The organism is Kocuria marina (assembly GCA_014652975.1).
GTDB lineage: Bacteria > Actinomycetota > Actinomycetes > Actinomycetales > Micrococcaceae > Kocuria > Kocuria marina.
Genome location: BMZV01000001.1, coordinates 438,814 through 464,406 on the forward strand (window position 1 = coordinate 438,814; position 25,593 = coordinate 464,406).

Below are 25,593 nucleotides of genomic sequence, written 5' to 3' on the forward strand. Positions count from 1 at the left end.
TTTCACGCGCCGAGGGTGTGTCCGTCGGCGCGCAGTTCGCGGCGCGTGCGCCCGGCCAGGAAGCCCGCGAGCAGCTCCTCGCGGCCCGGGGCGAGTTCGTAGGCCAACAGTTTCCGGGCGGCCAGTGGATCGGTGGGGCCCGTGCCGTAGGAGGGGCACAGATCCGCGACCGGACACACTCCACACGCCGGTTTGCGCGCGTGGCACATCCGCCGCCCGTGGTAGATCAGTTCGTGGGACAGCTCGGTCCACACCGCGGGCGGGAACAGGGCGGCCACGTCCGTCTCGACCTTGACGGGGTCCTCCTGGTCGGTCCAGCCGAAGCGGCGCGCGAGCCTGCCGAAATGCGTGTCCACCGTGATCCCGGGGACCCCGAACGCATTGCCGAGCACCACGTTCGCGGTCTTGCGCCCCACGCCGGGCAGGGTCACGAGCTCGGCGAGCGTACCCGGGACGCGGCCGTCGTACTCGTCCACGATCCGCGTGGCCAGCCCCTGGATGGAACGCGCCTTGGACCGGTAGAACCCGAGCGAGCGCACCCGTTCCTCGACGTCCTCGGCCGGCGCCTCGGCCAGCTCCCAAGGCCCGGGGTATGCGGCGAACAGCCCCGGCGTCACCGAGTTGACGCGCACGTCGGTGGTCTGCGCGGAGAGCACCGTGGCCACGAGCAGCTGCCACGCGTCGTCGAAATCCAATTCCGCCACGGCGTACGGATAGCTGCGCGCGAGCTCGCGCTGGATCCGCCGCGCGCGCCGCGTCGTCGCCAACCGCGTTTCGCCCCCGGTACGACGACGCCGCGCGGCCGCCTGCTCGGCCTGGCGCGGGGGCACGAAGCGCACGTGGGCAGCGGCGGCCGGGGAGTCCATGTCCTCGATCATGGTGGCCGCCGTGGCGGGGGTCAAACCGCGCGGCCGCCGTGACGGTGCGCGCGACACCGGCCGCCATGGATCGAGCACGGGCGGGAACCTCGACTACGCTGGGGAACAAGAATGTGAACTGAACCACGTGCCCGCGAGCGGCACGAGACGGCCCAGGTAAGGAGCACCATGTTCCCGGAATCCGCAGCATCCCAGTCGAAGACCTACGCACCCAGCGAGGAGTTCGCCACCCAGGCCAACGCCACCGCGGAGCTGTACACGCGAGCCGAGGAGCAGGGTGAGGAGTTCTGGGCGGACCAGGCCCGCGAGCTGCTGACGTGGTCCACCCCGTTCACCGAGGTATTGGACTGGTCCAACCCGCCGTTCGCCAAGTGGTTCCAGGACGGCACCCTGAACGCCGCGTACAACGCCGTGGACCGCCACGTGGAGGCCGGCAACGGGGACCGCGTGGCCCTGTACTTCGAGGGCGAGCCCGGAGACAGTGCGTCCTACACGTACGCGCAGCTCAAGGACGAGGTCTCCAAGGCCGCGAACGCGTTCGAGGCGCTCGGCGTGGGCAAGGGCGACCGCGTGGCCGTGTACCTGCCCATGATCGCAGAGGCCGTGGTCACCATGCTCGCGTGCGCGCGCATCGGAGCGATCCACTCGGTGGTCTTCGGCGGCTTCTCCGCGGACGCCCTGCGCTCGCGCATCGAGGACGGCGAGGCCAAGCTCGTGGTCACCGCGGACGGCTCCTACCGCCGCGGCAAGCCCACGACGCTCAAGCCCGCCGTGGACGCCGCCCTGGAGAAGGGCGGGAGCTCCGTCCAACACGTGGTGGTGGTCAAGCGCAACGGCGAGGACGTTGCGTTCCAGGACGGCCGTGACGTGTGGTGGCACGAGGTCACCGAGAACGCCTCCACCGAGCACACGCCCTCGGAGCAGAACGCCGAGGATCCGCTGTTCATCCTCTACACCTCCGGCACCACCGGCAAGCCCAAGGGCATCCTGCACACCACCGGCGGCTACCTCACCCAGGCGGCGTTCACCCACAAGAACGTGTTCGACCTCAAACCGGAGACGGACGTCTACTGGTGCACCGCGGACGTCGGGTGGGTCACGGGCCACACCTACATCACTTACGGGCCGCTCGTGAACGGCGCCACCCAGGTGATCTACGAGGGCACCCCGGACTCCCCGCACCGCGGCCGGTTCTGGGAGATCGTGCAGAAGTACGGCGTGAGCATCCTCTACACGTCCCCCACCGCCATCCGCACCATGATGAAGTGGGGCGAGGAGATCCCCGGCGAGTGGGACCTCAGCTCGCTGCGCTTGCTGGGCACCGTGGGCGAGGCCATCAATCCCGAGGCCTGGACCTGGTTCCACCGTGTGATCGGCGGCGAGCGCTGCCCCATCGTGGACACGTGGTGGCAGACCGAGACCGGCGCGATCATGATCTCCCCGCTGCCCGGGGTCACCCACGCCAAGCCCGGTTCCGCGCAGGTCCCGCTGCCGGGGATCGCGGTGGACGTCGTGGACGACGCCGGCAACTCCCTGCCCAACGAGACCGACGGTTTCCTGGTGGTCCGCAAGCCGTGGCCGTCCATGCTGCGCACCATCTGGGGGGACGACGACCGTTTTGTCAACACCTACTGGGGCCAGTTCGGTGACAAGTACTTCGCCGGCGACGGCGCCAAGCGGGACGCGGACGGGGACGTCTGGATCCTGGGTCGCGTGGACGACGTCATGAACGTCTCCGGCCACCGCCTGTCCACCCCCGAGATCGAGTCCGCGCTGGTCTCCCACCCGTCCGTGGCCGAGGCTGCCGTGGTGGGCGCCCAGGACGAGACCACGGGCCAGGCGGTTTTCGCCTTCGTGATCCTCTCGGACCAGGCCACCGCCGAGAACCGGGACGCCGCCGAGCTCGCCGAGGAGATCCGCGCGCACGTGGGCCGGGAGATCTCCCCGATCGCCAAGCCCAAGAAGGTCTTGATCGTCCCCGAGCTGCCCAAGACCCGCTCGGGCAAGATCATGCGCCGTCTGCTCAAGGACGTCGCCGAGGACCGTCCCGTGGGTGACGTCTCCACGCTCGCGGACCAGACGGTCATGCAGCAGATCGTGGACTCGCTCGGCCAGAAGTAACCCCGGCCCCGGCGCACGACGCCGCTGCGGTGCCTCGCGTGAAGAGGTCATCGTGGCGGCGTCGTCCGGTGTTGTCAGGGTGTTCGACGACGCCGCACTGTTCGTCGGTGCCGCACTGTTGGTCGGCGCCGCCTTGTTCGGAGGTGCCGTGTCGCTCCACGTGACCGTGTTGTTGAATGGAGCCATGAGTGAGCTGCCGATCCACGTCCTGAATGGGCCCAATCTCAACACCCTGGGCACCCGCAAGCCCGAGATCTACGGGCACACGACCCTTGCGGACGTCGAACGCAATGTGCGCGTCCGCGCGCAGTCGTACGGGCTGGACGTGGTGTTCGAGCAGTCCAACTATGAGGGGCAGCTCGTGGACTGGATCCAGCGGGCGCGCACCGAGGCGTGCGGGATCGTGATCAATCCCGCGGCGCTGACCCACTACTCCGTGGCCCTGCACGACGCCCTCGAGATGTGCGAGATGCCGATCGTGGAGGTGCACATCTCCAACGTGCACCGCCGGGAGGCCTTCCGGCACACGTCCTTCGTGTCACCGCAGGCCACGGCCGTGATCGCCGGTGCCGGTGTCCTGGGGTACGAACTGGGCGTGCAGGTGATCGCCAACGAACTGGGTAAGAACATCGAGAGATAGGACGCACCCATGACCGCAGCAGATCCACGGTCCGGTGTGCCCCTGGTCTACAGGCGCATCGACGAGTCCTTCCACCAGGTGGCCGCCGCCGGGGACGTGGAGCTGTTCGCCGATGCGTGGTTGCCCGGCGGCCACGAGGTGTACTGCGAGCAGGTCAAGGACACGTGCGTGGAAGCCGCGGTGCTCTTCGAGGGGTGCATGTTCTCCTGGGCATTCCAGCCCACGTCCCGGAGGACCTGGTCTCGTCCCTCGAGGAACTGGCCAGCCCCGAGGTGGCCGAGCGGATGACCACGCTCACCGCGCAGGGGACCATGCCCGGGACCGGTCTGACCATGCGCTCCGAGAAACTCATCGAGGCCTACGGACTGGCTGCGCTGGGGCGGCGCCAGGAGATCGGTGACCCGCGGGCCATCATCGACACGGTCGACCGGCGCATGGCGGACGAGGACTGGTTCGTCACTGCCCTGTGGCAACCGCAGTACCTCCACGACGTGTAGTACGACCTGCGCCCGCTGCGTGATCCCCTGAATGCGTTCTTGGCCCCGGACCGCGCCTCCCTGCTGGCGCACTCGGTACCCGGCCACCGCTCGTCCGTGCTCGACCGCCGGTCATCGGTGCTCAGCCGCTGCTTGTCGGTGTTCAGCTGCTACCGACAGGATGTCCGCTCAGGACACCACGCACTGACCCGTGGGGACGGACTCCGTGGAGTCCCCCGCCGCGGCGAGGATCTCGGTGACACGAGCCACGGGGATCGCATACCCCACCTGGTCCGTGACGGCCTTGGCGAAGACCACGCCCACGACCTCACCGTCCGCGTTGAGCAGCGGACCGCCCGAGTTGCCCTGCTCCACGTTGCCCGCGATCTGGATGATGCTGCGGGTCTGGGTCTGCCCCGTGGTCACGTTCTGCACGGGGGCCACCGCCTGACCCTGGATCGTGGCCGGGCGCAGCGTATAGGGACCGCCCAGCGGGTAGCCCGCGAAGGACACGGTCTGTCCGCTCGTCACCGAACCCTGCAGGGCCAGGGGTGCCTCGGGCAGATCGGGGACGCGCAGCACCGCGAGGTCGGACGCGGCGTCGTACTGCACGGCCTGCGCGCGGTAGACGCGACCGTCGCGCGTCTGGACCACGGGCTGGTCCACGCCCGCGACCACGTGGGCGTTGGTAACCACCGTGCCGGGCTGCGCCACGAATCCCGAACCCGTCTGGTTCTGGGCGCACTGGGCGGCCGTGCCGTAGACCTGGACCACGGACTGGCCCGCGTCCGCGACGCTCTGGGTGTCCGGGGTGTCCGTGGGGTCCGGGGCGGCCTGGGACGGGAAGAGCAGTTCGTCCAGCTGCCGGATGCCCTGGGCGCCGCTGATCGCGTTGCGGGTCTGTGTCATGGCCTGGCGCACGGGCTCCGGGGTGACCCGCTCGATACCGCGCAGCACCTGCGAGGACGCGACCTGTTGGGACAGTGCGGGAAGGCCCAGCTGACCCACGAGCGAACCCACGAGCCCCATGACCAGGGCGGCCACGACCACGTTGAGCACCCCGCCGCCCACGCGGTCCAGGATCCCCAGTCCCGTCCTCTCGGTGATCCGCGCGAGGGCATTACCCGCGATCGACCCCAGCCACTGACCCAGGGCCAGGGCCACGAGGACGGTGAGCAGCACGGCCGGGATCCGCCATTCGTCCGAGACGTACGCGGACACCACGGGGCCGGCCCAGAACGCCACCACGGCGCCGAGCACTAGCCCCACGAGGGACGCGAACGAGCGGAAGAACCCTCGGCTCAGCCCTGCGACGAGATACGCCACCAGCGCCACGATCAGCAGCACGTCCAGGATGTTCAGGGACAGGGTCATCGAAGTCCTCACGGAGGGGGAACACGCGGGGATCGGGTGCGTGCTCAGCCGAGCATACGGTGGGGGGCTGGGTAAATCGTGGATCGTGAACGGTGGATGAACACGAGCGGGAACACCCGGAACTCGCAGCGCGTTCACACCGGGCATAACCAGCGGGGTGGACCCGGGCGGTGTGAAATTCGTTACGATGGAACGTACTCAGATCATGTGCCCCTGTCCGGGCTCATCCGCAATCCGTGAGGAGTTTTACCTTGGATACAGACGTCCTACGCCGCGCTCCGCTGTTCGCTTCCTTGGACGATGAGGCGTTCGCCGCTCTGACCGAGGAGATCACCGAGGTGAACCTCTCCCGCGGTGCCACCCTGTTCTACGAGGGTGATCCGGGGGACCAGCTCTACTTCATCGTCTCCGGCAAGATGAAGCTTGGGCGCACCGCGAGCGACGGTCGCGAGAACCTCGTGGCCGTCATGGGTCCCGGTGAGATCTTCGGCGAGATGGCCCTGTTCGACCCCAGCCCCCGCTCCACCTCTGCGACCGCCGTGTCCGAGACCCGTCTGGACGGGCTCAAGCACGAGAACCTGCGCAAGGTCATCCAGCGCTCCCCCGAGGTCTCCGCGCAGCTGCTGCAGGCGCTCGCCCGGCGCCTGCGCCGCACCAACGAGAACCTCGCGGACCTAGTGTTCTCGGACGTCCCCGGCCGCGTGGCCAAGGCCCTGCTGGACCTCGCGGACCGGTTCGGCCGCCCCGCCACGGACGGCATCCTGGTGGCGCACGAGCTCACCCAGGAGGAACTCGCCCAGCTCGTGGGTGCCTCTCGCGAGACCGTGAACAAGGCCCTGGCCGAGTTCGTCCAGCGCGGTTGGATCCGCCTCGAGGCGCGCGCCGTGGTCATCCTGGACCTGCAGCGCCTCAAGCAGCGCTCCCGCTGACGCCGGTTCTTCCGCCGACGGCGCTCGTGGCACCCGCCACGGGCGCCGTCGCCTTTCACACGGGATGCGTGAGGGGTGCGTGAGGGCGCGCGGGACGCGACCCACCCGGGAGGTCACTCGTCCAGGACGAGGACGGGTTCGCCGTCGCGCAGATCCAGTCGGGGACTCTTGACCCGCAGGTCCCGCCGGGCCGCGAGGAACGCCACCGCCGAGCCGGCGTGCGCAACCGCCTCGAGGGCGCACTGCACCCCGGGGGTCGTGAGCTCGTTGAGGTCGAAGTGCCAGGGGTCGTCGGTGAGGCTGGCTTCCTCCGACTGGCGCCGGAACAGCTCCGGCACCGGTGTGGACCACGGGTCCTCGAACAGGGCGCGCGCGTCCACCCAATCGAGCCACGCCATACCGCGCTGCGTGGCCAGCGGCACGGGTCGCTGGCCCACGGGAACGGCCGCCGAATAAAACTGCAGGTCCACGCGCTGGTGGATGAAGTCCGAGGTGATCCAGTGGGACAGCGGCCGGAGGCATTCGCTGTGGAACGTGAGACTGCGCTTGGCCAGCAGGTCCGCGAAGGAGAACTCCTCTGCTGCCAGCCGTTCCCGCGAGGTCATCCAGTCCGCGCCGTCCACGCTCTCGGCGACACCGTGACCCGGGGTTCCCGCGAGCAGGATCCCGGTCTCCACGAACACCTTGCGCGCGGCGGCCACCACGCTGCGGCGCGTGCGGCCGATGTCCTCCGAGAGCACCTTGTGGGCCCACTGCGCGGGGGTGGGGCCGTGCCAGTCCAGGGGTTCGTCGTCGCTGGTCTCGCACACCCCGCCGGGGAACGAGAGCGTGCCCATGGACTGGCGGCCCGGGCGGTGGAGCATGAGGGTCTCCACGCCGTGCTCGCCGTCCCGCACGAACACGGTGGCGGCGCCGTGGCGGGGGGCGGAACCGTGCAACCCCAACCCTCGTTCCATCCAGGCCCGGGCGGCCGTGGAATAGGCGCGGGGCACCGCGAAGATGCGTTCGTTCCCGCGGCCCCCGCTCATCGTCAGTGGAACTCGACGATCAGTTCGACCTCCACCGGGGAGTTCAGCGGCAACACGCTGACACCCACGGCGGAGCGGGCATGCACGCCGGCGTCCCCGAACACCCGGCCCAGCAGGGTGGACGCGCCGTCCACCACGGCGGGCTGACCGTAGAAGTCGGTCGCGGAGGCCACGAAACCCGTGACCTTGACGATGCGTTGGATCCGGTCCAGGTCCTCGATCTGGGACTTCACCGCGGCCAGGGCGTTGAGCGCGCAGCGTTCGGCGAGCTCGGCGGCCCGTTCCGGGGACACGGTCCCCTCGGCGCCGGAATCGCTCACCACGCCGGTCTCGAGTAGTGACCCGGACACCAGCGGCAGCTGGCCTGCGGTGTAGACGTGCTTCCCGCTCACCACGGCCGGGGCGTAGGCCGCGAGCGGCCGGGCCACGCCCGGCAGTTCCAGACCCAGCTGCGCGAGCCGGTCTTCGTAGCTCTTGTCCATGATGTCCTCTTCCCCGCGGGTCAGTTCTTGGGCCGCTTGAAGTAGGCGATCGGGTTGGTCTGGACGGGGGCGTTCACGTTGCCCGCGGGGGTGTCCGCGGCCTGCGTGCCGGGCAGGACGGTCACGAGCTCCCAGCCGTCCTCACCCCAGTTGTCCAGGATCTGCTTGGTGGCGTGGATCATCAACGGAACGGTGGCGTATTCCCATGTGGTCATGGCCACCACCCTACTGGTCCCGCCCCCCGCAGCGCGCCGGGAGCGTTCCCGCACGAGGTTCGCGGGCCGTGTGCCACCCTCTCCGGTACACGATTCGCACAGGACCCGGCCTATAGACTGGCCCAATGGCATCACGCAACAACTCGGGCTCCGAGCCCACCTCGGTACTGGGCAACATCGTGGCGTTCATCGCCGTGTCGGTGGTTGCCGGGGTGGTGGCAGCCGGGCTCCTCGTTCCCCCCGCCGCGGCCGCCGGACTGGCCGCCAACGCGTCCATCGGCTGGTTCAAGTCCCTTCCCGCGGACATGGAAATGGGCCCCCTCTCCCGTTCCTCCACCGTGGTGGCCAAGGACGGTTCCGAGATCGCCACGTTCTTCGCGCAGAACCGGGAACCGGTCTCCCTGAACCAGATCTCCCCCAACATGAAGAAGGCGCTGCTGTCCATCGAGGACCGCGACTTCTACGACCACGGCGGTGTGGACCCCTGGGGCATCGTGCGTGCCATGGGCAATAACGTGTTGCGCCCCAGCAACCGCCAGGGTGCCTCCACCATCACGCAGCAGTACGTGAACAACCTGATCATCGATCAGCAGGTCCGGGCCGGCGAGCAGGCCAGCACCATCGGCGCGGACAAGGGCATCGTGGATAAGATCAAGGAAATCAAGCTCGCGCTGTCCATGGAGCAGGAGAAGTCCAAGGACGAGATCCTGGAGGGCTACCTCAACATCGTGCTCTTCGGCGGTCAGAACTACGGTGTGCAGGCGGCCTCCGAGTACTACTGGGGCATCCCGGCCTCCCAGCTGAGCATCGCGCAGGCCGCCACGCTCGCGGGCATGGTGCAGTCCCCCAACTACTACGATCCGCAGGTCAACCCGGAGGCCTCGGTGCAGCGGCGCAACGTGGTGCTGGACACCATGGTGCAGACCGGCGCGATCACGCAGCAGCAAGCGGACCAGGCGGCCCGCGAGCCCCTGAACCTGGACATCCACCCCACGAGTTCCGGGTGCTCGGCCGCGCGGACCGCTCCCTACTTCTGTGACTACGTGGAGAACCAGGTCATGCAGTCCAACTCGTTCGGTGCCACGCCGGAGGAGCGCCTGGCCACGCTGCAGCGCGGTGGTCTGACGATCACCACCACCCTGGACCCCAAGGCCCAGCGGGCCGCGGACACCCAGGTGAACGCGACCCAGCCCAAGGACGACAACCCGGACAACGTCTCCACGGCGTTGGTTTCCCTGGAGCCGCGCAACGGTCACATCGTGTCCATGGCGCAGAACACCAACTACTCCGCCGCGGAGGGCACCTCCAACACCACGTACAACTTCAACGTGGACAGCTCCATGGGCGGTGCCGGTGGGTTCCAGGTGGGCTCCACGTTCAAGCCGTTCACCCTGGCCCAGTGGATCAACGCGGGCAAGGGCATCAAGGCGAGCGTGGACGCGCGTCGTCTGCACTATCCCGCGGACTTCCGTTGGAAGGCCTCGTGCCTGCCCAACGGGTACAAGATCGAACCGGGTGATGACGGCAACGGGTTCAGCTTCCAGAACGCGACCGAGGGATACGCCCGGGTCATGGACGTGGACTACGGCATCTACAACTCCATCAACTCGGCGCTGTACGCCATGGCCGCGGACCTGGACCTGTGCGAGATCGGTGAGTTAACCAAGGCCATGGGCATCCACGACGGTAAGACCGGTGATCCCGTGGACACCACCGTCCTGTCCTCCCTGTTGGGTGGTTCGGTGGACATCTCCCCCATGACAATGGCGCGTGCCTTCTCCGGCTTTGCGAACGACGGCGTGATGTGCGAGCCCCGCGCTGTCACCAAGGTCGTGGACTTCACCGGGAAGAACTACGACGTCCCCGGTGACAGCTGCCAGCAGGTGATCAAGAAGGAGGTGGCCCAGGGCGTGAACGAGGTGCTCAAGCAGGTGCTCGTGCGCGGTTCCGGGTACCAGCGCTCGATCGGGCTGCCGGATGCCTCCGCCGCCAAGACCGGCACCACCGACAACTCGACCCAGACCTGGATGCTCGGCTACACCAAGGGCCTCGCGACCGCCTCGTGGGTGGGTAACTACGAGTTCGGTTCCCGCTCCCTCAACGGCCTGAGCATCGGCGGGCGGACCGGCGGTTCGGGTACCGAGTGGGTGGACGGTGCCACGTACGCGGGTGGCCAGTGGCAGAACTACATGCGCACCGTGGCCCCCGACTACGACACCTCCCGGTTCTCCTCGCCGACGCCCAGCGTGATGTCGGCGCGCAAGTAGTGGCGGACTCCACCGCATCCGCCCCGGTCGCCCGCTCCCTCGCCGCGGCCGGAGCGGGCTTGTTCGCCGCTGGCGCCGGGACGCTCGCGTGGGCCTCACTCGGGGAGCGGCGTCGATTCCAACTGCGCCAGGAGACGGTGCGTGTGCTCCCGGAGGGCTCCCGGCCCGTGCGGATCCTGCACATCTCCGACCTGCACACCGTGCCCGGGCAGGAGGCCAAGAAGCGCTTCGTGCACTCGCTCGCCGCACTGCGCCCGGACCTCGTGATCGACACGGGTGACAACCTCTCGCACCTGCGCGCCCTGCCGTACCTGCTCGAGATCCTGGAGCCGCTGTTCGCGTTCCCCGGTGTGTACGTCCCGGGGTCCAACTGCTACTTCGCGCCGCAGCCCAAGAATCCCGCGCGCTACCTGTGGCGCACCACGAGCGGCGAGAAATCGGACGAGGCCCCGCGGTTGCCCACCGAGGACATGCACCGCGCGTTCGACGAACGCGGCTGGACCGGGCTCATCAACCGCGCCGAGCGGCTCAACATTGCGGACACCGTCATCTACTTCTCCGGCGTGGACGACCCCCACCTGCGCTTCGACCGGCACCCGGGCTTCCCGCGTGAGCAGGACGGGCCGGCCCACGTGCGCATCGGCGTGGCGCACGCGCCGTACGTGCGCACGCTGGACCGTTTCGCCGCCCACGGTGCGGACATCGTCTTCGCGGGTCACACCCACGGCGGTCAGGTCTGCCTCCCCGGGGGCCGCGCGCTGGTGAGCAATTGCGACCTGGATCCCGCGATGTGCAAGGGATTGATCTCCCACAGGGGCGTCCCGGTGAACATCTCCCAGGGCCTGGGCGAGTCCCGCTTCGCCCCGGTGCGGCTTTTCTGCCCACCACAGGCCGTTCTGGTCACGCTCACGGACTAAGGTTCTTCCCATGGCACCGATTCGACTCCCCCTCCCCACGCGCCGACCCGACGACGCCGCCCCGGCTCCCAGCGACTCTCCGCTGGACCGCGCGGTGGCGAGGATCGAACGGGAGTGCGGCAGCGGCGTCGTCGTCACCGGGGAGCTGGAACGGCGCGCGGTGGCCCACGACGCCTCCCACTACCTGATGCAGCCCCGCGCGGTGCTGCGCCCACGGGACACGCACGAGGTGGGGCGGATCTTCGCCGCGGCCGCGGACACGGACGCTGGCCTGACCCTGCGCTCGGGCGGCACGTCCCTGTCGGGGCAGTCCGTCACGGACCAGATCCTCGTGGACGTCCGCCGCCACTTCAAGAGCGTGGAGGTCCTGGATCGGGGTGCCCGCGTGCGCGTGCAACCCGGGGTCACCGTGCGCCAGGTCAATGCGCGGCTGGCTCCGCACGGGCGGGCGCTGGGCCCGGATCCGGCCAGCGAGTCCGCGTGCACGCTGGGCGGAGTGGTGGCCGACAACTCCTCCGGGATGGCGTGCGGCACCGAGTTCAACACGTACCGCACCCTGGAGTCCATGGTGCTCGTGTTGCCCTCCGGCACGGTGCTGGACACCGCCGCCCCGGATGCTGGTGAGCAGCTGCGGGCCCGAGAGCCCGACCTGTTCGAGGGCCTGCTCCGGCTGCGGGACCGCGTGCGGGGCAATCCGGAGTCCGTGCGGACCATCCAGCGACTGTTCGCCATGAAGAACACCATGGGCTACGGGCTGAACTCGTTCCTGGACCACGAGGACCCCGTGGCCATCCTGGAGCACCTCATGATCGGCTCGGAGGGCACCCTGGGGTTCGTGGCGAGCGCGACCCTGCGCACCGTGCCCGTGCACCCGCACGTGGCCACCGGCCTGCTGGTGTTCCCCACCGTGGTGGCCGCCACGAGTGCCGTTCCGGACCTGGTGGGCTCGCAGTGCGCCACCCTGGAGCTGATGGACGCCACGTCCCTGGCGGTCTCGCAGCGCACCGGACTCGCGCCGTCCGCGATCATGGACATCCCGGTGAGCCAGCAGGCCGCACTGCTCGTGGAGTACCAGCACGACACCGCGGCAGGTGTGCGGGAGCTGGCGGAGGCGGCGGCGTCCACCTTCGATGCGCTCGAGCTGGCCGGGCCGGTGGCCCTGACCACCGACCCCCGCGAGCGAGCGAGCCTGTGGACCGTGCGCAAGGGGCTCTACACCACTGTGGCGGGCAACCGACCGCAGGGCACCAACGCGCTGCTCGAAGACGTGGTGGTGCCGGTGGACCAGCTGGGCGGCACGTGCGAGGAGCTCACCGGACTCTTCGACGCCCACGGCTACCGGGACTCGGTGATCTTCGGCCACGCCAAGGACGGCAACGTCCACTTCATGCTCAACGAGCAGTTCGATGATCCCGCTTCGCTACGCCGTTACGAGCAGTTCACCGAGGAGATGGTGGAGCTCATCCTGGGCCGCGGGGGCTCCCTCAAGGCCGAGCACGGGACCGGGCGGATCATGGCCCCGTTCGTGCGGCGGCAGTACGGGGACGAGCTGTACTCGGTGATGGTGGAGCTGAAGGCCCTGATCGATCCCGGCAACCGCTTCAACCCCGGGGTGATCCTCACCGAGGACCCGCGCGCGTACCTGCGCGATCTCAAGACCGCGCCGGCCGTGGAGGAGGAGGTGGACCGGTGCGTGGAATGCGGATACTGCGAGCCGGTGTGCCCATCCCGGGATCTCACGCTCACGCCGCGCCAGCGCATCGTGGGGCGCCGCGAGATCGCGGACGCCGAAGCGCGCGGTGAGCACGAACTGGCCGGTCGGATGCGGCGCGAGTTCGACTACGACGGGCTGCAGACGTGCGCGGTGGACGGCATGTGCGTGACCGCGTGCCCCGTGGACATCAACACGGGTGACCTGGTGCGTCGGCTGCGGTCGGAGAACCGTTCCGCCGTGGCGGACCTCGTGTGGGCGGGGCTCGCCCGGGCGTGGCCCGTGACCGTCCCTGGTGCGGCCTTCGCGCTGTCCCTGGCCCGGCGGATGCCCGCCGCGCTCCCGGTCAGCGCGACGTCGGTGGCCCGCGCCGCGCTCGGGACGGACACCGTCCCCGGCTACTCCCCTCGTCTGCCCGCGGGCGGTCGCTCCCGTGCCGGATTGACGACGGCGCCCGCGAACGTCCCTGCCGACCGCGCCCGGGCCGTGTTCTTCCCCGCGTGCATCGGGGCCATGTTCGGCACGGTGCACGGGGAGGGACCGTCGGTGTCCGAGGCGTTCCTGATGTTGTGCGAGCGCGCCGGAGTGGACGTACATGTTCCCGAGGGCATCACCTCCACGTGCTGTGGCACGCCGTGGAAGTCCAAGGGCCTACCCTCCGGATACGAGACCATGTCCCGGCGGACCCTCGAGACCCTGTGGGAGGCCTCCGAGCACGGCACACTCCCGGTGGTGTGTGATGCCTCCTCGTGCACCGAGGGACTCGTCACCATGCGAGAACTGGCGGCGAACTCGCCCCGGTACGCCGGACTGCGGTTCGTGGACGCGGTGCAGTTCGTGGCCGAGAACGTGCTGGACCGGCTGACCGTGTCCTCGCCCGTGGGCGCGCTCGCGGTGCACCCCACGTGCTCGTCCGTGCAACTGGGGATCAACGATCACCTCCTGCGCGTGGCTGGCGCATGTGCCGAGCACGCCACCGTTCCTTTCGCGTGGGGGTGCTGCGGGTACGCGGGCGACCGCGGCATGCTGCATCCCGAGCTCACGGCGGCCGCCACGGCTCCCGAGGCTGCGGAGGTACAGGCCGGAGACTTTGATGCATATGCATCTTTGAATCGGACGTGTGAGCAAGGCATGACCGAGGCCACGGGCAAACCCTACGAACACGTCCTGCAGGTGCTGGAGCGGGTCAGCCGCTGACACCGCGCTCGGACGTTTTCGGTGACTCGGGGATTTCACATTCCTCCCGTGCTGCCGCTATGCTGGAGCAGTTGTTCGCGGCTCTGCCGTGTGACATCGGGATGTGGCGCAGCTTGGTAGCGCGCGTCGTTCGGGACGACGAGGTCGCAGGTTCAAATCCTGTCATCCCGACCACATGAACACCCGGACCCACGAATCGTGGGTCCGGGTGTTCTGCATTTCCCCACGGACCCGGATCCCGGAAACCCATTCCGAGCCTCTTCCCGGGAAATGTTCCGGCCCGGCGATACTCGGCAGCGGCACATAGAAACCTATGCATAATCATTCATTGTCTGAACCGATATGCACTCCGGTCATGATCGCGTAGCTAACCGGCAATCCGTCACCCCCCCCGGCGCACCGGTGAACTCCACGATGACAAGCACTGACGACGAGCCCCTCCGGTTCAGACACAATTCATCTGTTGGTTTGCTAGTGCACACATGAACTGTATATATTCACTGCGGCGACAGCGGAACTGGCCTCATCGCCTTCACATCATTTGCATGGGGGAATTCTCGTTAGCGGGGGCTGACGGGAAGCGCCAGGATCCCCGGGGGACAGCTGTGACAGCTCTGAGAACTTTGGTGCACGATTCTTTCAGTCGCACTCGTACCGCCACGATCGTCGTGGCCCTATTGCTCACGGGACTGGTCCCCGTGGTGCTTGAACTCCTGGGCTCACACGCCGAGGTCCTGGTCATCGCGGGCGGACTGCTGGTGTTGCTCACCGCATTCCTGGTGCTGCGCGGCTCCCGTCCGGTGGACGCCGAGCACGCATCGGAACCCGCCGGGAGCTCCCGCGGCGGGGTGGAGCTGTTGCTCTACCTCTCGCCGGTGATCTTCCTGAACATCGTCTTCCCGCTCGTGAGCCCGCGCATGGCGGAGGCGACCGTGGGTGGGGTCCAACTGACCCACGTGGTCCTGGCCTCTTCCATCACCGTGCCCTGGCTCGCGCAGGCCGCGTGCATGCCCGCGTACCGCGCGATCGGTGACCTCATGGCCGAGCGGGACATGCAGAAGATCACCCAGCGCTTTTGCGAGGTGTGGCCGGCCATGTTCCTGCAGACCCTCCCGCTCGCCGCGCTGTTCGCACTGCCGCTGTGGCTGGCCACCGGCTGGTCCTGGCAGGCCATGGGCGCCTACCTGCTGTTGCTGGGCGCGCACGTGCTGTTCGTGCAGTCCCTGGTCCTCGCCAACGTGGGAGAACGCCGCGGCCTGTGGGCCGTGGCATGGGGCGCCTACGCCCTGGCGCTGGCCGTGGTTCCCACCGTGTGGATCCTTCCGCCCCTGGTCGCCGCGGCCACCCAGATCGCGGCAATGGGCCGTCAGCTGTCCCACGTGCGGGTCTTCGAACGCCTGGACCACCGCAACTTCGCCGCGGACGCCCTGCGCGGATTGCTGCTCGGATCGGTGTTGTGGGCGGACAAGTTCGTGCTGTTCCTGGCCACGGACGGGACCTTCCAGGTGATCGTGGTGTTCATGGCCATGCTCCCCGCGGTGCTCGCCTACAACTTCTACTTCGTCAACATGGCCCCGCACGTGGACCGCGCCGTCAGCGGACTGCACCGGGCCATCGAGAAGGAAACACTGCCCGTGCTGGCCTCCCGCTCCACGCTGCTCAGCTACGTGGTGGACCGCTCCGTCCTGCGCACCGGCGCGGTGGGCATGGTGCTGACCCTGGCGGCCGCACTGCTACTGGGCGGCTTGCAGCCCAACCACGTCCTACTCGCGGTGACCGTGGCCGTGGCCTCATGGACATTCATGATGCTCACCCTGTTGAGCTACGAACTGGACTACATCGGGGAGAAGATCACGGCCCAGGCCCTGGGTGCGGTGCACCTGGTCGTGAGCGTCCTCGCGTTCGCGGTGTTCTCCACCAACGGGGCGTACGCCCTCCTGTTGCTCGCGGACCTGGTGCTGGTCGCTGGTGCCTGGGCGCTGTACAAACGCCACTGGGCCCAGCCCGAGTACACCCTCTTCTGGCGCCACGCCACGTCCTGGTAACGCAGTCCACGTAAGCGCTTCCTATCAAGCGCATCCGCCGCGCACGGGCGCAGTCCTGCCCGGTCCCGGCCCCACTGCACGTCCCGACTGGTCGCCACATTGCGCCCCCGGACCCTTTCATCCCGTGAGGAATAGCCGACATGTACCCTTTCACGCGCTCACACGCCAAGCACCGCGCCACCAAGTCCGTGGCCGTCGCGGAACCCGCCCGTCTGTCCCCCGCCGCGCAACAGCGCCAGAAGCAGTACGAGGACGTGGACGTCGCCATCGTCATGGAATCCACCTACCCCTTCCTCAAGGGCGGGGTCTCGGCGGTCGTCCACGACATCGTCACGGGTAACCCCGACCTGAGCTACGGGATCATCCACATCTCCTGGGACTCCGAGGCACCCCAGGAGGACCTCTACTCCATGCCCGAGAACGTGAAATGGGTCCGCGTGGTCTACCTGAGCATGCAGGAGCACCGGGACGACTTCATGTCCGTGCGTCCCAAGGACCTGCGCATGACCGCGGAGCAGCGAACGGTGCTGTCCCACCGGATCTTCGACGCGATCTACGCCCTGGCCGGTGCCCGGGACACCGAGCCACTGTGGGAGCTCATCGACGAAGGACTCAATGAACGTACCCGGCAGTACCCCCTGTGGGCCGTGCTGGGCTCCCGCGAGTTCCTGCATGCGCTGACGGAGCGGATGCCGCAGCTCGGGCTCCCCCTGTCCGAATCGTTCTGGTTGCTGCGCGGATTCTTCTCCCTGGCCCACGCGATCCTGGGCGAGACCATGCCCCGGGCCCGGGTGTACCACGCGCACACGACCGGCTACGCGTCCCTGCTGGGTGCCGCGGCCGCGCGCGATCACGGCACGTCGTTCCTGCTCACCGAGCACAACCTGTACGTGCGCGACACCGTGAACACCCTGCTCGACCGCAACATGGCGCTGTCGATCACGTCCGAGGACTACCGCACGTTTGACGTCAGTGCCGAGGACCGGGCGTGGATGGCGTGGTGGATCGAGATCGGGCACTTCTGCTACCCGAGCGCCGAGCTCGTAACCTACCTCTACCCCACGGCCATCACGGAGGCCGCGAGCCTGGGCGCGGACGTGGACAAGTCCGTGGTGCTGCCCAACGGCATGATCATCGAGGAGTTCGAGGAGAAGTACCACGCCCGCCAAGCCGCGGTAGAGCGCATTGCGCAGTCCCCGGAGGAACACACCTGGCGACTCGTGTACATCGCCCGCGTGGTGCCCATCAAGGGACTCATGGATCTGCTCTCCAGCATGGACATCCTGCGGGATCGCGGGTACCCCAACATCCACCTGGACGTCCTGGGCCCCACCGAGCATGTGCCCGAGTACTACGAGGCGTGCCTCGAGAAGATCGAGGCCCTGGGCCTCCACGACCTCGTGACCATCCACGGGACCGTGAACGTACGGGACATGCTCGACCAGTTCGACCTCCTGGTGCTCCCGAGCTACAACGAGGGCCAGCCGATCGTGGTGCTCGAGGCCATGGCCGCGGGCATCCCCACGGTGGGTTCGGACGTGGGTGGCATGAGCCAGCTCGTGGGCGACGACCTGGTGACCCCCGACGGCCGCACGTGGGGACCGTGCGGTGAACTGCTCGCACCCGGTGACATCGTGGCCATGGCGGACAAGGTCCAGGCCGTGATCGGGAACGTGGACCGTTACCGCTCCTACAGCACCAACGCCCGCGGCCGCGTGGAGGACTTCTTCCAGCTCCACGAGGTCATGTCCTCCTACAACAAGATCTACCGGATGCTCGGCAACATGGGTGAGAAGCGCAACTTCGAGTACTCGGACCTGCGTCAACCGGCGCTCGACGCGCCGTTGGCGGGCGCGGGCGAGTGAGCGGCGTCGGCGCCTGGATCCGGTACGGGGGCCCGATCAGCCCCGAGCAGCTCGACTTCGCCGCGCAGCACTACCGGGCGGCGATCCTGCAACCGTGGGAGACGGCGGCGGCCGCGGACCTCAAGCGGCGCCGCCCGGACATGACGGTGCTGTGCTACAAGTGCCTGTCCTCGACCCGCAGTTACGAACCGGGCCCGATCCACAGTTCCGGGGTCTCGTACGCCGAAGCCCCGGACCGGTGGTTCGCGCGGCGCCTGGACGGTGAACGCATCGAGTGGGCCCGCTACGGCGGACACTGGCAGATGACCGTGTGGTCGCCCGAGTACCGCGAGCGCTGGGTGCGCAACGTCGTCGCCGAGCTGCGGGATTCGCCGTTCGACGGCGTGATGGCGGACAACGACGTGTTCGACGACTACTACGGCCTGGACCTGCCCATCCGTCATGCCCGGACGATGGCGGATTTCCGCGACGGCGCGGGCGAATTGGTGCATGCCGCGGGCACGGCCCTGAACGAGGTCGGTAAGATCCTGGTCCCGAACATCGCGGAATCGCGGCGCGAGCCCGGCCGCTGGGCGAGCCACGCGGCCTACGGCGGCGGATTCGAGGAGGTATGGCTGGGTTTCAGCCCGGTGGACCTGTTCGACCCGCAGACCACCGAGGCGCAGCTGCCCCAGGCGGACGGGCCGGGCCTCAGCATCCTGCGGGTGCCCACGGACGGCGACGACGACCACCCCAATGTCGAGTACGGTCTGGCCGCGTTCTGGATCTTCGGGGCGGGCCGCGGCGCGTACTCGGCCACGGCGCACGACGACTACAGCCGCACCCAGCACACCGCGCAGCTCGATTGGGATCTCGGCGCGCCAGTGCAGGACCCCGTGCGCCGCGGTCACACGTGGTGGCGCGAGTTCACGCACGGCTGGGCCGCGGTGAACTTCAACGCCGACCGCCGACGACGCCGCCGCGTCCGGGTGCCGCGCGGCATGGTCGACGTCCGGGGTCGGGCGGCGGGGTCCCACCTGGTGCTGCAGCCCCGCCGCGGGGTGGTGCTGCGGCGGGGGTGAGCCCACCGGGGGTGCGGGGCATCGCGTGCCGGACGCCCGTCCGGCACGCGTGTGCGCCGGACATGTTGTCTCTGGCCGCGCCGTGTGAGGCCCGGGCGCGAGGTGACACCCCGTCGGCGCATCGTGATGGAATCACCCCATGAGCCCAATACCTCGTCCGCGCCCGTTCACCCAGGTCGACGTCTTCTCCCGGGAGCCCTATCTGGGCAACCCGGTGGCGGTCGTCCTGGATGGCACCGATCTCACCGACGACGCCATGGCCCGCTTCGCGCGCTGGACCAACCTGTCCGAGACCACGTTCGTGCTCCCACCCACGGACCCGGACGCCGACTACCGGTTGCGCATCTGGACCCCGGACCGTGAGCTGCCGTTCGCCGGTCACCCCACCCTGGGCTCGGCTCACGCATGGCTCACCGCGGGCAACACCGCGCGCGCCAAGGACGTCATCGTCCAGGAATGCGCCGCGGGCCTCGTGCGGATCCGCCCGTCCGACGACGGCGCACTGACCTTCGAGGCCCCACCCACCGACCGCACGGGAGACCTGGGCCCGGAATTGCTCGGGGGCGTAACCGCGGCCCTGGGCCTGCGGGACGAGCAGGTCGTCGCCCATCAGTGGGTCGACAACGGCCCCGGCTGGGCCGCGCTGCTTCTGGCCGGCGCCGAGGACGTCCTGGCGATCGAGCCCGACCTTCCCGCTCTCCACGGCGCCAAGATCGGCGTGGTGGGTCCCCACCCGCAGAGCAGCCCGCACCAGTTCGAGGTCCGCGCCTTCGTGGGTGGCACCGGCGGGTACGAGGACCCCGTCACGGGAAGCCTCAACGCGAGCCTGGCCCAGTGGCTCATCCGTACGGACCGGGCGCCCGCGAACTACATCGCCCGACAGGGCACCCTCATGGGACGCAGCGGCCTCGTGACCGTGACGTCGGACGGGGACCACGTGTTCGTGGGCGGACACTGCACCGCGTGCATCGACGGGACGGTGCTGTTGTGAACCCCCGGGGCACCGAGCAGGGCGCATCCCTGCACCTGGTCTTCGACGGCAACTGTGGGTTCTGCACGCGCTGCGTGGGATGGGCCCGGACACTGGACCGCCATGACCGGATCGCCCTGCACGCCTACCAGGTCCCCGGCGTACTGGAGCGGTTTGGACTGACGAATGCGGAGGGCAACGCGTCGGTGTGGGCCGTCCTATCCCGTTCCGGTGAGCGATCCTCGGGGGCGCACGCGGTGGCCGTGACCCTGGACACCGCCCTGAGCATCCGGGTGTTCGAGCCGTTCTACCGGTTACCGCCCGTGCGGTGGGTCCAGGACCGCGTGTACCGGTGGGTGGCCGATCACCGGGGGAAGTTCCCCGGTGTCACCCCGTGGTGCCAGCAGCACCCCGGGCAGTGCGGGACCCCGTAACGGTTCCGCTCCGCGTACCGAGCGAGCCGTGCCACCCGCGCGACGGCAAGACACTGCGGCGCCATGACTCCATGACTCCGCCCCGACGCGCACCACCCCACCGAACACGTCGCCACCCGAGCGGTGCCATCCCACCGCGGCGCCGCCGCTCCACCGCGTTCAAAGATCGGGTCTCACCCGGGCAGCGTGTCCCGCAGCGCCCGCGCCGCCGCGGTGACGTCCTCCGCATCGGTCACGGCCCGCACGACCACGATGCGCGAGGCACCCGTGTCGAGCACGGACGGCAACCGCGCGGTGTCGACCCCACCGATCGCGAAGAAGGGCTTGTCCCCCGCCTGCTGAGCGGCGTAGCGCGGCAGCTCGAGCCCCACGGCCGCGCGACCCGGCTTGGTGGGGGTCTCCCACACGGGCCCTGTGCAGAAGTAGTCGAGCCCGGCGTCGGCCACGGCGGCGTCCACCTGGGCCGGGGAGTGACAGGACCGCCCGATCACCACGTCGTCCCCCAGGACCCGCCGAGCCTGCGCGGTGGTGAGATCGCCCTGGCCCACGTGGAACACGTCCGCGCCGGTGAGCAGCGCGACGTCCGCACGATCGTTGACGGCGAAGAGTGCGCCGTGCTCACGGGCGACGTCGGCGAGCACCTCGATGGCCTCGATCTCCGCGGCGGCCTCGAGGGATTTGTCCCGCAACTGGATGATGTCCACCCCGCCCTCGTACGCGGCGTGCAGAAATTCGCGCAGGTCACCGCGCTCGTGGCGCGCCGTGACGCACACGTACAGTCGCGCGTTCTCGAGGGCGGCGCGGCGCCCGGTACCCGTCTGGCTCGTGTGTCCCATGCGGCCATCGTGGCACGAACCGCGCGCCCGCGGACACCTCGCCCGATCAGCCCGCCGCGAAGTCCCCCTGCGTTCCACAGCTAGGGGTGATTAGACTGGCAGGGCCGTTCGTCGCCGTTCGACGAACTCCACGGGAGTCCGCACACGTTGGCAACAACCACCGCAGCGGGCTGAGAGGGCGTGAGCCGCCGACCGGATCACCTGATGCGGATCATGCCGCCGGAGGGAGGAACAATGCCCGAGCACCTCGGTGACCACGTGGTCGTGGCCGGAGCTGGTCTCGTGGGCCTGGCCACGGCCTTCGAACTACGACGCCGCGGGGCCGCCGTGACCGTCGTCGATCCCCGCCCGGCGTGGGGCGCCACCCGCGCGGCCGCGGGCATGCTCGCACCGATCGCCGAGACCCAGTACGGCCAGGAACGCCTCTACCCCCTCATGCGGGCCTCCGCCACGGAGTACCCGGACTTCGTGGAGCGCGTCACCGCGGCCACGGGCCTGCCCACGGGCTACCGCACCGAGGAGACGCTCGTGGTGGCCGCCGATGCCGCGGACGCCCAATCCCTCTCCGACCTCGCCTCACACCAGATCGCCTCCGGGATGGACGTGCAGGAGATCTCCACGCGGGAGGCCCGGCACCTGGAACCGGCTCTTGCGCCGCGGTTGAGCGGTGCGGTACGGATCGTCTCCGACCGCCAGGTGGACCCCCGGATGCTCGCGGCCGCCCTGGTGGAGACCCTGAACTGCCCGCACCTGACCACCATTGGGGACGTCCCCGACGCCGGACCGGCGCAGTGGCTGACCTCCCGCGTGGACACCGTGCTAACGTCCCGCAGGGAACCCCGGCAGGCCACGGGCGTGCAGGTGGACTCCGGTGAGGTGATCCCCGCGGACGCCGTGGTCGTGGCCACCGGGCTGACCGCCAACACCATGGGCGGGCTGCCCGAGGGACTCGACCTCCGATTGCGCCCGGTGTTCGGGGACATCCTGCGGTTGCGGGTTCCCGAGACCGCACTGGCCCCCGGGGAATCGCATTTGCTCACGCGCACAGTGCGCGCCCAGGTCCTGGGTCGGCCCGTGTACATGGTCCCCCGCGAGGACCGCACCCTGGTGCTGGGCGCCACGAGCCGCGAGGACGGGCGCGAATCCGTGCTGGCCGGTGGCGTGCACCAACTGCTGCGGGACGCGCGCACCGTGGTCCCCGCGATCGACGACTGCGACGTCCTGGAGATGATGGCCCGCGCCCGCCCGGGAACCTCCGACGACCTGCCGTACGTGGGGAAGACCTCGGTGGCCGGGCTCGTGATCAGCACGGGTCACTTCCGTCACGGCATCCTGCTGACCCCCGTGGCGTCCCGGCTCGCGGCGGAGCTCGTGACCGGCGTCCTGGACCCGCTCGCGGACCACGAGTCCGACGCCGCGTTCCTCGCCGACACCGACCCGGCCCGGCACTCGAACCCCGCCCCCGAGGCCCCGTTCACCACACCCGAGAGCTATCCCCAGATGCAGGGAGGACTCGAATGATCGCGCCCGAGACCACAGACAATTCCTCCACGGCCGTCGTGAACGGCTCCCCCGTGACGGTGACCCCGGGGTTGACGGTCGCGAGCGCCGTCGTCGACCTCACGGGCCGCGAGATCACACCCGAGGGCACCGCCGCGGACGGTCATCCCCTGGGGATCGCCGTGGCGGTGGACGACGCCGTAATCCCCCGCTCCCTGTGGGCCACGACCCCCGTGGAAGCGGGTCAATCCGTCGAGATCGTCACCGCGGTGCAGGGAGGCTGAACATGACCACGCACGGAACCCCCCTGACCGTGGCCGGGGTGGAGCTCTCGTCCCGGCTGATCATGGGCACCGGGGGCCTCACCGATTTCGCAATGCTCGAACGGGCCCTGCTGGCCTCCGGGACGGAACTGACCACGGTGGCCCTGCGCCGCTTCGCGCCCGGCCCCGCCTCGCCAGCGGGCGCGCAAGCATCCGGCACGGCGAACCGGGCGAGCGGTCGCGCGGGAGGTGGCGCAGCGGCGTCGTCGACCGGGACACCGCAGGACAGCCTGTACGGGCTGCTGCGCCGCAACGACATCCGGGTGCTGCCCAACACTGCGGGGTGCTACACCGCGCGGGACGCTCTGCTGACCGCTGAACTGGGGCGCGAGGCGCTGGAGACGGACTGGGTCAAGCTCGAAATCATCGCGGACGAGGACACCCTGCTCCCGGACGGTGTGGAGCTGCTGGACGCGACCGAGAAACTCGCTCGGCGCGGTTTCAAGGTCTTCGCGTACACGTCCGACGACCCCGTGCTCGCGCTGCGGCTCGAGGACGCCGGGGCCGTGGCCGTGATGCCCCTCGGTGCTCCCATCGGCACGGGTCTGGGGATCCTCAACCCGCACAACATCGAACTCATCGCGTCCCGCGCGTCCGTGCCCGTGGTGCTGGATGCCGGGATCGGCACGGCGTCCGAGGCGGCCCTGGCCATGGAACTCGGGTGCGACGCCGTCCTGCTCGCGTCCGCCGTGACCCGGGCGCAAGATCCCGTGGCCATGGCGAGTGCCATGAAGCACGCCGTGCTCGCGGGGCACCTGGCCCGCGGCGCGGGGCGGATCGCGCGGCGCACGCACGCCGTGGCGTCCTCGCCCATGGCCGGGCGCATCGATACCGCCGACGCGCCCCGCGGGGACTGGCCCGCGCCTTCATCCACCACCCCACAGCTGGAATCGCAGGTTTCATGAGCACCCCGCTACCACCCCTCGTGGCCCCCGCCTCCGATCTGAGTCGCGAGGAACTCGAACGCTATTCACGCCACCTCACGTTGCCGCAACTGGGCGAGGAGGGGCAGCGTCGGCTCAAGAACGCACGCGTCCTGGTGATCGGCGCGGGCGGGCTCGGCGCTCCCGCGCTGCAGTACCTCGCGGCCGCCGGGGTGGGGACCATCGGCGTGGTCGACGACGACGTCGTATCCGTGTCCAACCTGCAACGCCAGGTGGTCCATGGGATGGCCGACATCGGTCGGCCCAAGGTCGATTCCGCCGCGGATGCCGTGGCCCGGCTCAACCCCCTGGTCACCGTGCACCGCCATCCCGAGCGGCTGAGCACCGACAACGCCCTGGAGATCTTCTCCGGCTACGACCTGATCATGGACGGCGCGGACAACTTCGGCACACGCTTCCTGGTCTCGGACGCCGCCGAACTCACCGGCATCCCCGTGGTGTGGGGCTCCATCCTGCGTTTCGACGGCCAGGTCTCCGTGTTCTGGTCCGGTCACGGCCCTGTGTACCGCGACCTGTTCCCGGAAGCGCCGGCGCCGGGCCAGGTCCCCTCGTGCGCCGAGGGCGGTGTGCTGGGCATGCTCCCGGCCACGATCGGCTCGGTCATGGTCACCGAGGCGCTCAAACTCATCACGGGCATCGGCCGTCCCCTGCTCGGCAGGGTCCTCATCCACGACGCCCTGGCCCAGACGTGGCGCGAGCTCACGGTCCTGCCGGACCCGCACCGCCCACCCGTCACGGATCTCTCGCGGGTGGCGCTCGCGTGCGGTCTGCCCTCCGACGACGACGCCGCTCCCGCCCCCCACGAGACCGTCACCGTCCCGGAGCTGGCCGAGCTACTGACCGCCCGGTCCCTCGGGGAGACGTCCTTCACGCTCGTGGACGTGCGCGAGGACTGGGAGCGCAAACTCGTGGCCATCCCCGGATCCGTGCACGTGCCGCTGCAGGACGTCCTGGACCGGGGTGTCACGGCTCTTCCGGATGAGGCGGAGGGCACCGTGATCCTGCACTGCAAGGCCGGTGCCCGTTCCGCCCAGGCCCTCGCGGCACTGCGCAGGGACTACGCCCTGCGGGAGGACACCGTGAAGCACCTGGACGGCGGGGTGCTCGCGTGGATCGACCGGGTGGACCCGGCGCTGCCGCGCTACTGACCCGTTCGATCACAGCTCCTCCTCAAGGAGCGGTTTCCGCGCGTGTGTCACCATGAGGTCCAGCGGTTCGTGGTGGATAGCCGTTGGACTGACTGATCGCTTGTCGCGCGCGGCAGCTCCTCGTGAGCGATCGCTGCTGGTGAGCAACGTGTGAACGCGAAGGTCCCCGTCACCGCGGTAACGCGGGCGACGGGGACCTTTCTCGAAGTATGCGGGACAGGACCGCGCGGCC

23 protein-coding genes and 1 tRNA gene are annotated in these 25,593 nt (G+C 69.4%); 18 read left to right on the plus strand and 6 right to left on the minus strand.

What is annotated here, in order from left to right:
- Positions 1 to 2: 2 nt before the first annotated feature.
- Positions 3 to 866: an endonuclease III gene (gene nth / locus IE157_RS02100; protein ID WP_064846708.1), complete on the minus strand. Its 864-nt coding sequence runs from the start codon at positions 864 to 866 to the stop codon at positions 3 to 5.
- Between the two features lie 180 nt (positions 867 to 1,046).
- On the opposite strand from nth, the gene acs reads away from it, so the two are divergent.
- From acs to IE157_RS02120, 4 genes are all read left to right on the plus strand, one after another.
- Positions 1,047 to 2,999 carry an acetate--CoA ligase gene (gene acs / locus IE157_RS02105; RefSeq protein ID WP_193518986.1) on the plus strand — a complete coding sequence of 651 codons (1,953 nt, stop codon included), beginning with the start codon at positions 1,047 to 1,049 and terminating at the stop codon, positions 2,997 to 2,999.
- A gap of 184 nt (positions 3,000 to 3,183) precedes the next feature.
- A complete protein-coding gene (aroQ, locus tag IE157_RS02110) occupies positions 3,184 to 3,639 on the plus strand; it encodes a type II 3-dehydroquinate dehydratase (protein ID WP_098053803.1) in 456 nt (151 codons plus the stop codon).
- Between the two features lie 9 nt (positions 3,640 to 3,648).
- Positions 3,649 to 3,927, plus strand: coding sequence for a hypothetical protein (locus IE157_RS02115; protein WP_193518987.1), 279 nt, complete (start codon positions 3,649 to 3,651; stop codon positions 3,925 to 3,927).
- Entirely contained in the window at positions 3,834 to 4,136 is a 303-nt protein-coding gene (locus tag IE157_RS02120; protein WP_193518988.1) for a glycine betaine ABC transporter substrate-binding protein, read from the plus strand. The genes IE157_RS02115 and IE157_RS02120 overlap by 94 nt, the downstream gene beginning before the upstream one ends.
- Positions 4,137 to 4,304: 168 nt before the next feature.
- Here the strand turns inward: IE157_RS02120 and IE157_RS02125 are convergent, their stop codons facing one another.
- Positions 4,305 to 5,489, minus strand: coding sequence for a MarP family serine protease (locus IE157_RS02125; RefSeq protein ID WP_064846629.1), 1,185 nt, complete (start codon positions 5,487 to 5,489; stop codon positions 4,305 to 4,307).
- A gap of 251 nt (positions 5,490 to 5,740) precedes the next feature.
- Here IE157_RS02125 and IE157_RS02130 point away from each other — a divergent pair, with 251 nt between their 5' ends.
- The gene (locus tag IE157_RS02130; protein ID WP_085106205.1) at positions 5,741 to 6,418 is read left to right on the plus strand and encodes a Crp/Fnr family transcriptional regulator; all 678 of its coding nucleotides are present in this window, start codon (positions 5,741 to 5,743) and stop codon (positions 6,416 to 6,418) included.
- A 113-nt stretch (positions 6,419 to 6,531) separates the two neighbouring features.
- Here the strand turns inward: IE157_RS02130 and IE157_RS02135 are convergent, their stop codons facing one another.
- The 3 genes from IE157_RS02135 to IE157_RS02145 are packed head-to-tail and all read right to left on the minus strand — an operon-like array spanning position 6,532 to position 8,143.
- The gene (locus tag IE157_RS02135; protein ID WP_064846627.1) at positions 6,532 to 7,446 is read right to left on the minus strand and encodes an NUDIX hydrolase; all 915 of its coding nucleotides are present in this window, start codon (positions 7,444 to 7,446) and stop codon (positions 6,532 to 6,534) included.
- Positions 7,447 to 7,448: 2 nt separating this feature from the next.
- Complete coding sequence (locus IE157_RS02140) at positions 7,449 to 7,928, minus strand: RidA family protein (protein ID WP_131332363.1); 480 nt, start codon at positions 7,926 to 7,928, stop codon at positions 7,449 to 7,451.
- Positions 7,929 to 7,948: 20 nt separating this feature from the next.
- A complete protein-coding gene (locus IE157_RS02145) occupies positions 7,949 to 8,143 on the minus strand; it encodes a DUF4177 domain-containing protein (protein WP_035965209.1) in 195 nt (64 codons plus the stop codon).
- A gap of 125 nt (positions 8,144 to 8,268) precedes the next feature.
- Here IE157_RS02145 and IE157_RS02150 point away from each other — a divergent pair, with 125 nt between their 5' ends.
- The 9 genes from IE157_RS02150 to IE157_RS02190 all read left to right on the plus strand — a co-directional run bounded on the left by IE157_RS02150 (position 8,269) and on the right by IE157_RS02190 (position 20,610).
- A complete protein-coding gene (locus IE157_RS02150) occupies positions 8,269 to 10,410 on the plus strand; it encodes a transglycosylase domain-containing protein (protein WP_131332362.1) in 2,142 nt (713 codons plus the stop codon).
- Positions 10,410 to 11,327, plus strand: a complete 918-nt coding sequence (locus IE157_RS02155; protein ID WP_193518989.1) for a metallophosphoesterase — start codon at positions 10,410 to 10,412, stop codon at positions 11,325 to 11,327. Before IE157_RS02150 ends, IE157_RS02155 begins: the two co-directional genes overlap by 1 nt.
- Positions 11,328 to 11,337: 10 nt before the next feature.
- On the plus strand, positions 11,338 to 14,235 hold the full coding sequence (locus IE157_RS02160; protein WP_193518990.1) for an FAD-binding and (Fe-S)-binding domain-containing protein: 2,898 nt from the start codon (positions 11,338 to 11,340) through the stop codon (positions 14,233 to 14,235).
- A 97-nt stretch (positions 14,236 to 14,332) separates the two neighbouring features.
- Positions 14,333 to 14,409: transfer RNA gene (locus tag IE157_RS02165), tRNA-Pro, on the plus strand.
- 452 nt (positions 14,410 to 14,861) lie between these two features.
- Positions 14,862 to 16,280, plus strand: a complete 1,419-nt coding sequence (locus IE157_RS02170) for a hypothetical protein (protein WP_231885581.1) — start codon at positions 14,862 to 14,864, stop codon at positions 16,278 to 16,280.
- 140 nt (positions 16,281 to 16,420) lie between these two features.
- Complete coding sequence (gene pelF, locus IE157_RS02175) at positions 16,421 to 18,145, plus strand: GT4 family glycosyltransferase PelF (RefSeq protein ID WP_064846622.1); 1,725 nt, start codon at positions 16,421 to 16,423, stop codon at positions 18,143 to 18,145.
- The gene (locus tag IE157_RS02180; protein WP_144997311.1) at positions 18,142 to 19,206 is read left to right on the plus strand and encodes a putative glycoside hydrolase; all 1,065 of its coding nucleotides are present in this window, start codon (positions 18,142 to 18,144) and stop codon (positions 19,204 to 19,206) included. Before pelF ends, IE157_RS02180 begins: the two co-directional genes overlap by 4 nt.
- Before the next feature lie 139 nt (positions 19,207 to 19,345).
- Positions 19,346 to 20,197, plus strand: a complete 852-nt coding sequence (locus tag IE157_RS02185; protein ID WP_193518991.1) for a PhzF family phenazine biosynthesis protein — start codon at positions 19,346 to 19,348, stop codon at positions 20,195 to 20,197.
- Positions 20,170 to 20,610, plus strand: coding sequence for a thiol-disulfide oxidoreductase DCC family protein (locus tag IE157_RS02190; protein ID WP_318281263.1), 441 nt, complete (start codon positions 20,170 to 20,172; stop codon positions 20,608 to 20,610). The genes IE157_RS02185 and IE157_RS02190 overlap by 28 nt, the downstream gene beginning before the upstream one ends.
- 173 nt (positions 20,611 to 20,783) lie before the next feature.
- Here the strand turns inward: IE157_RS02190 and thiE are convergent, their stop codons facing one another.
- Positions 20,784 to 21,446, minus strand: coding sequence for a thiamine phosphate synthase (gene thiE, locus IE157_RS02195; RefSeq protein WP_193518992.1), 663 nt, complete (start codon positions 21,444 to 21,446; stop codon positions 20,784 to 20,786).
- Between the two features lie 234 nt (positions 21,447 to 21,680).
- Between thiE and thiO the strand changes: the two genes are divergently transcribed.
- Genes thiO through moeB form a run of 4 tightly spaced genes read left to right on the plus strand, consistent with a single transcriptional unit; the run spans position 21,681 to position 25,361 of the window.
- Positions 21,681 to 22,967: a glycine oxidase ThiO gene (gene thiO / locus IE157_RS02200; RefSeq protein WP_193518993.1), complete on the plus strand. Its 1,287-nt coding sequence runs from the start codon at positions 21,681 to 21,683 to the stop codon at positions 22,965 to 22,967.
- Positions 22,964 to 23,230 (plus strand): sulfur carrier protein ThiS, encoded by a 267-nt coding sequence (thiS, locus tag IE157_RS02205; RefSeq protein WP_144997303.1) that lies wholly within the window; start codon positions 22,964 to 22,966, stop codon positions 23,228 to 23,230. The genes thiO and thiS overlap by 4 nt, the downstream gene beginning before the upstream one ends.
- Before the next feature lie 2 nt (positions 23,231 to 23,232).
- Positions 23,233 to 24,174: a thiazole synthase gene (locus IE157_RS02210; protein ID WP_052160824.1), complete on the plus strand. Its 942-nt coding sequence runs from the start codon at positions 23,233 to 23,235 to the stop codon at positions 24,172 to 24,174.
- Complete coding sequence (gene moeB / locus IE157_RS02215; RefSeq protein WP_193518994.1) at positions 24,171 to 25,361, plus strand: molybdopterin-synthase adenylyltransferase MoeB; 1,191 nt, start codon at positions 24,171 to 24,173, stop codon at positions 25,359 to 25,361. The genes IE157_RS02210 and moeB overlap by 4 nt, the downstream gene beginning before the upstream one ends.
- The last annotated feature ends 232 nt before the right edge of the window (positions 25,362 to 25,593 follow it).

What these genes read in the sequence shown, in the direction of transcription:
- thiS (WP_144997303.1), top strand. Translation starts at nt 22,964, where the DNA reads ATGATCGCGCCCGAGACCACAGACAATTCCTCCACGGCCGTCGTGAAC.
- IE157_RS02145 (WP_035965209.1), bottom strand. Translation starts at nt 8,143, where the DNA reads ATGACCACATGGGAATACGCCACCGTTCCGTTGATGATCCACGCCACC.
- IE157_RS02135 (WP_064846627.1), bottom strand. Translation starts at nt 7,446, where the DNA reads ATGAGCGGGGGCCGCGGGAACGAACGCATCTTCGCGGTGCCCCGCGCC.
- IE157_RS02160 (WP_193518990.1), top strand. Translation starts at nt 11,338, where the DNA reads ATGGCACCGATTCGACTCCCCCTCCCCACGCGCCGACCCGACGACGCC.
- nth (WP_064846708.1), bottom strand. Translation starts at nt 866, where the DNA reads ATGGACTCCCCGGCCGCCGCTGCCCACGTGCGCTTCGTGCCCCCGCGC.
- IE157_RS02185 (WP_193518991.1), top strand. Translation starts at nt 19,346, where the DNA reads ATGAGCCCAATACCTCGTCCGCGCCCGTTCACCCAGGTCGACGTCTTC.
- acs (WP_193518986.1), top strand. Translation starts at nt 1,047, where the DNA reads ATGTTCCCGGAATCCGCAGCATCCCAGTCGAAGACCTACGCACCCAGC.
- IE157_RS02210 (WP_052160824.1), top strand. Translation starts at nt 23,233, where the DNA reads ATGACCACGCACGGAACCCCCCTGACCGTGGCCGGGGTGGAGCTCTCG.
- IE157_RS02125 (WP_064846629.1), bottom strand. Translation starts at nt 5,489, where the DNA reads ATGACCCTGTCCCTGAACATCCTGGACGTGCTGCTGATCGTGGCGCTG.
- aroQ (WP_098053803.1), top strand. Translation starts at nt 3,184, where the DNA reads ATGAGTGAGCTGCCGATCCACGTCCTGAATGGGCCCAATCTCAACACC.
- pelF (WP_064846622.1), top strand. Translation starts at nt 16,421, where the DNA reads ATGTACCCTTTCACGCGCTCACACGCCAAGCACCGCGCCACCAAGTCC.
- moeB (WP_193518994.1), top strand. Translation starts at nt 24,171, where the DNA reads ATGAGCACCCCGCTACCACCCCTCGTGGCCCCCGCCTCCGATCTGAGT.
- IE157_RS02115 (WP_193518987.1), top strand. Translation starts at nt 3,649, where the DNA reads ATGACCGCAGCAGATCCACGGTCCGGTGTGCCCCTGGTCTACAGGCGC.
- thiO (WP_193518993.1), top strand. Translation starts at nt 21,681, where the DNA reads ATGCCCGAGCACCTCGGTGACCACGTGGTCGTGGCCGGAGCTGGTCTC.
- IE157_RS02140 (WP_131332363.1), bottom strand. Translation starts at nt 7,928, where the DNA reads ATGGACAAGAGCTACGAAGACCGGCTCGCGCAGCTGGGTCTGGAACTG.
- IE157_RS02150 (WP_131332362.1), top strand. Translation starts at nt 8,269, where the DNA reads ATGGCATCACGCAACAACTCGGGCTCCGAGCCCACCTCGGTACTGGGC.
- thiE (WP_193518992.1), bottom strand. Translation starts at nt 21,446, where the DNA reads ATGGGACACACGAGCCAGACGGGTACCGGGCGCCGCGCCGCCCTCGAG.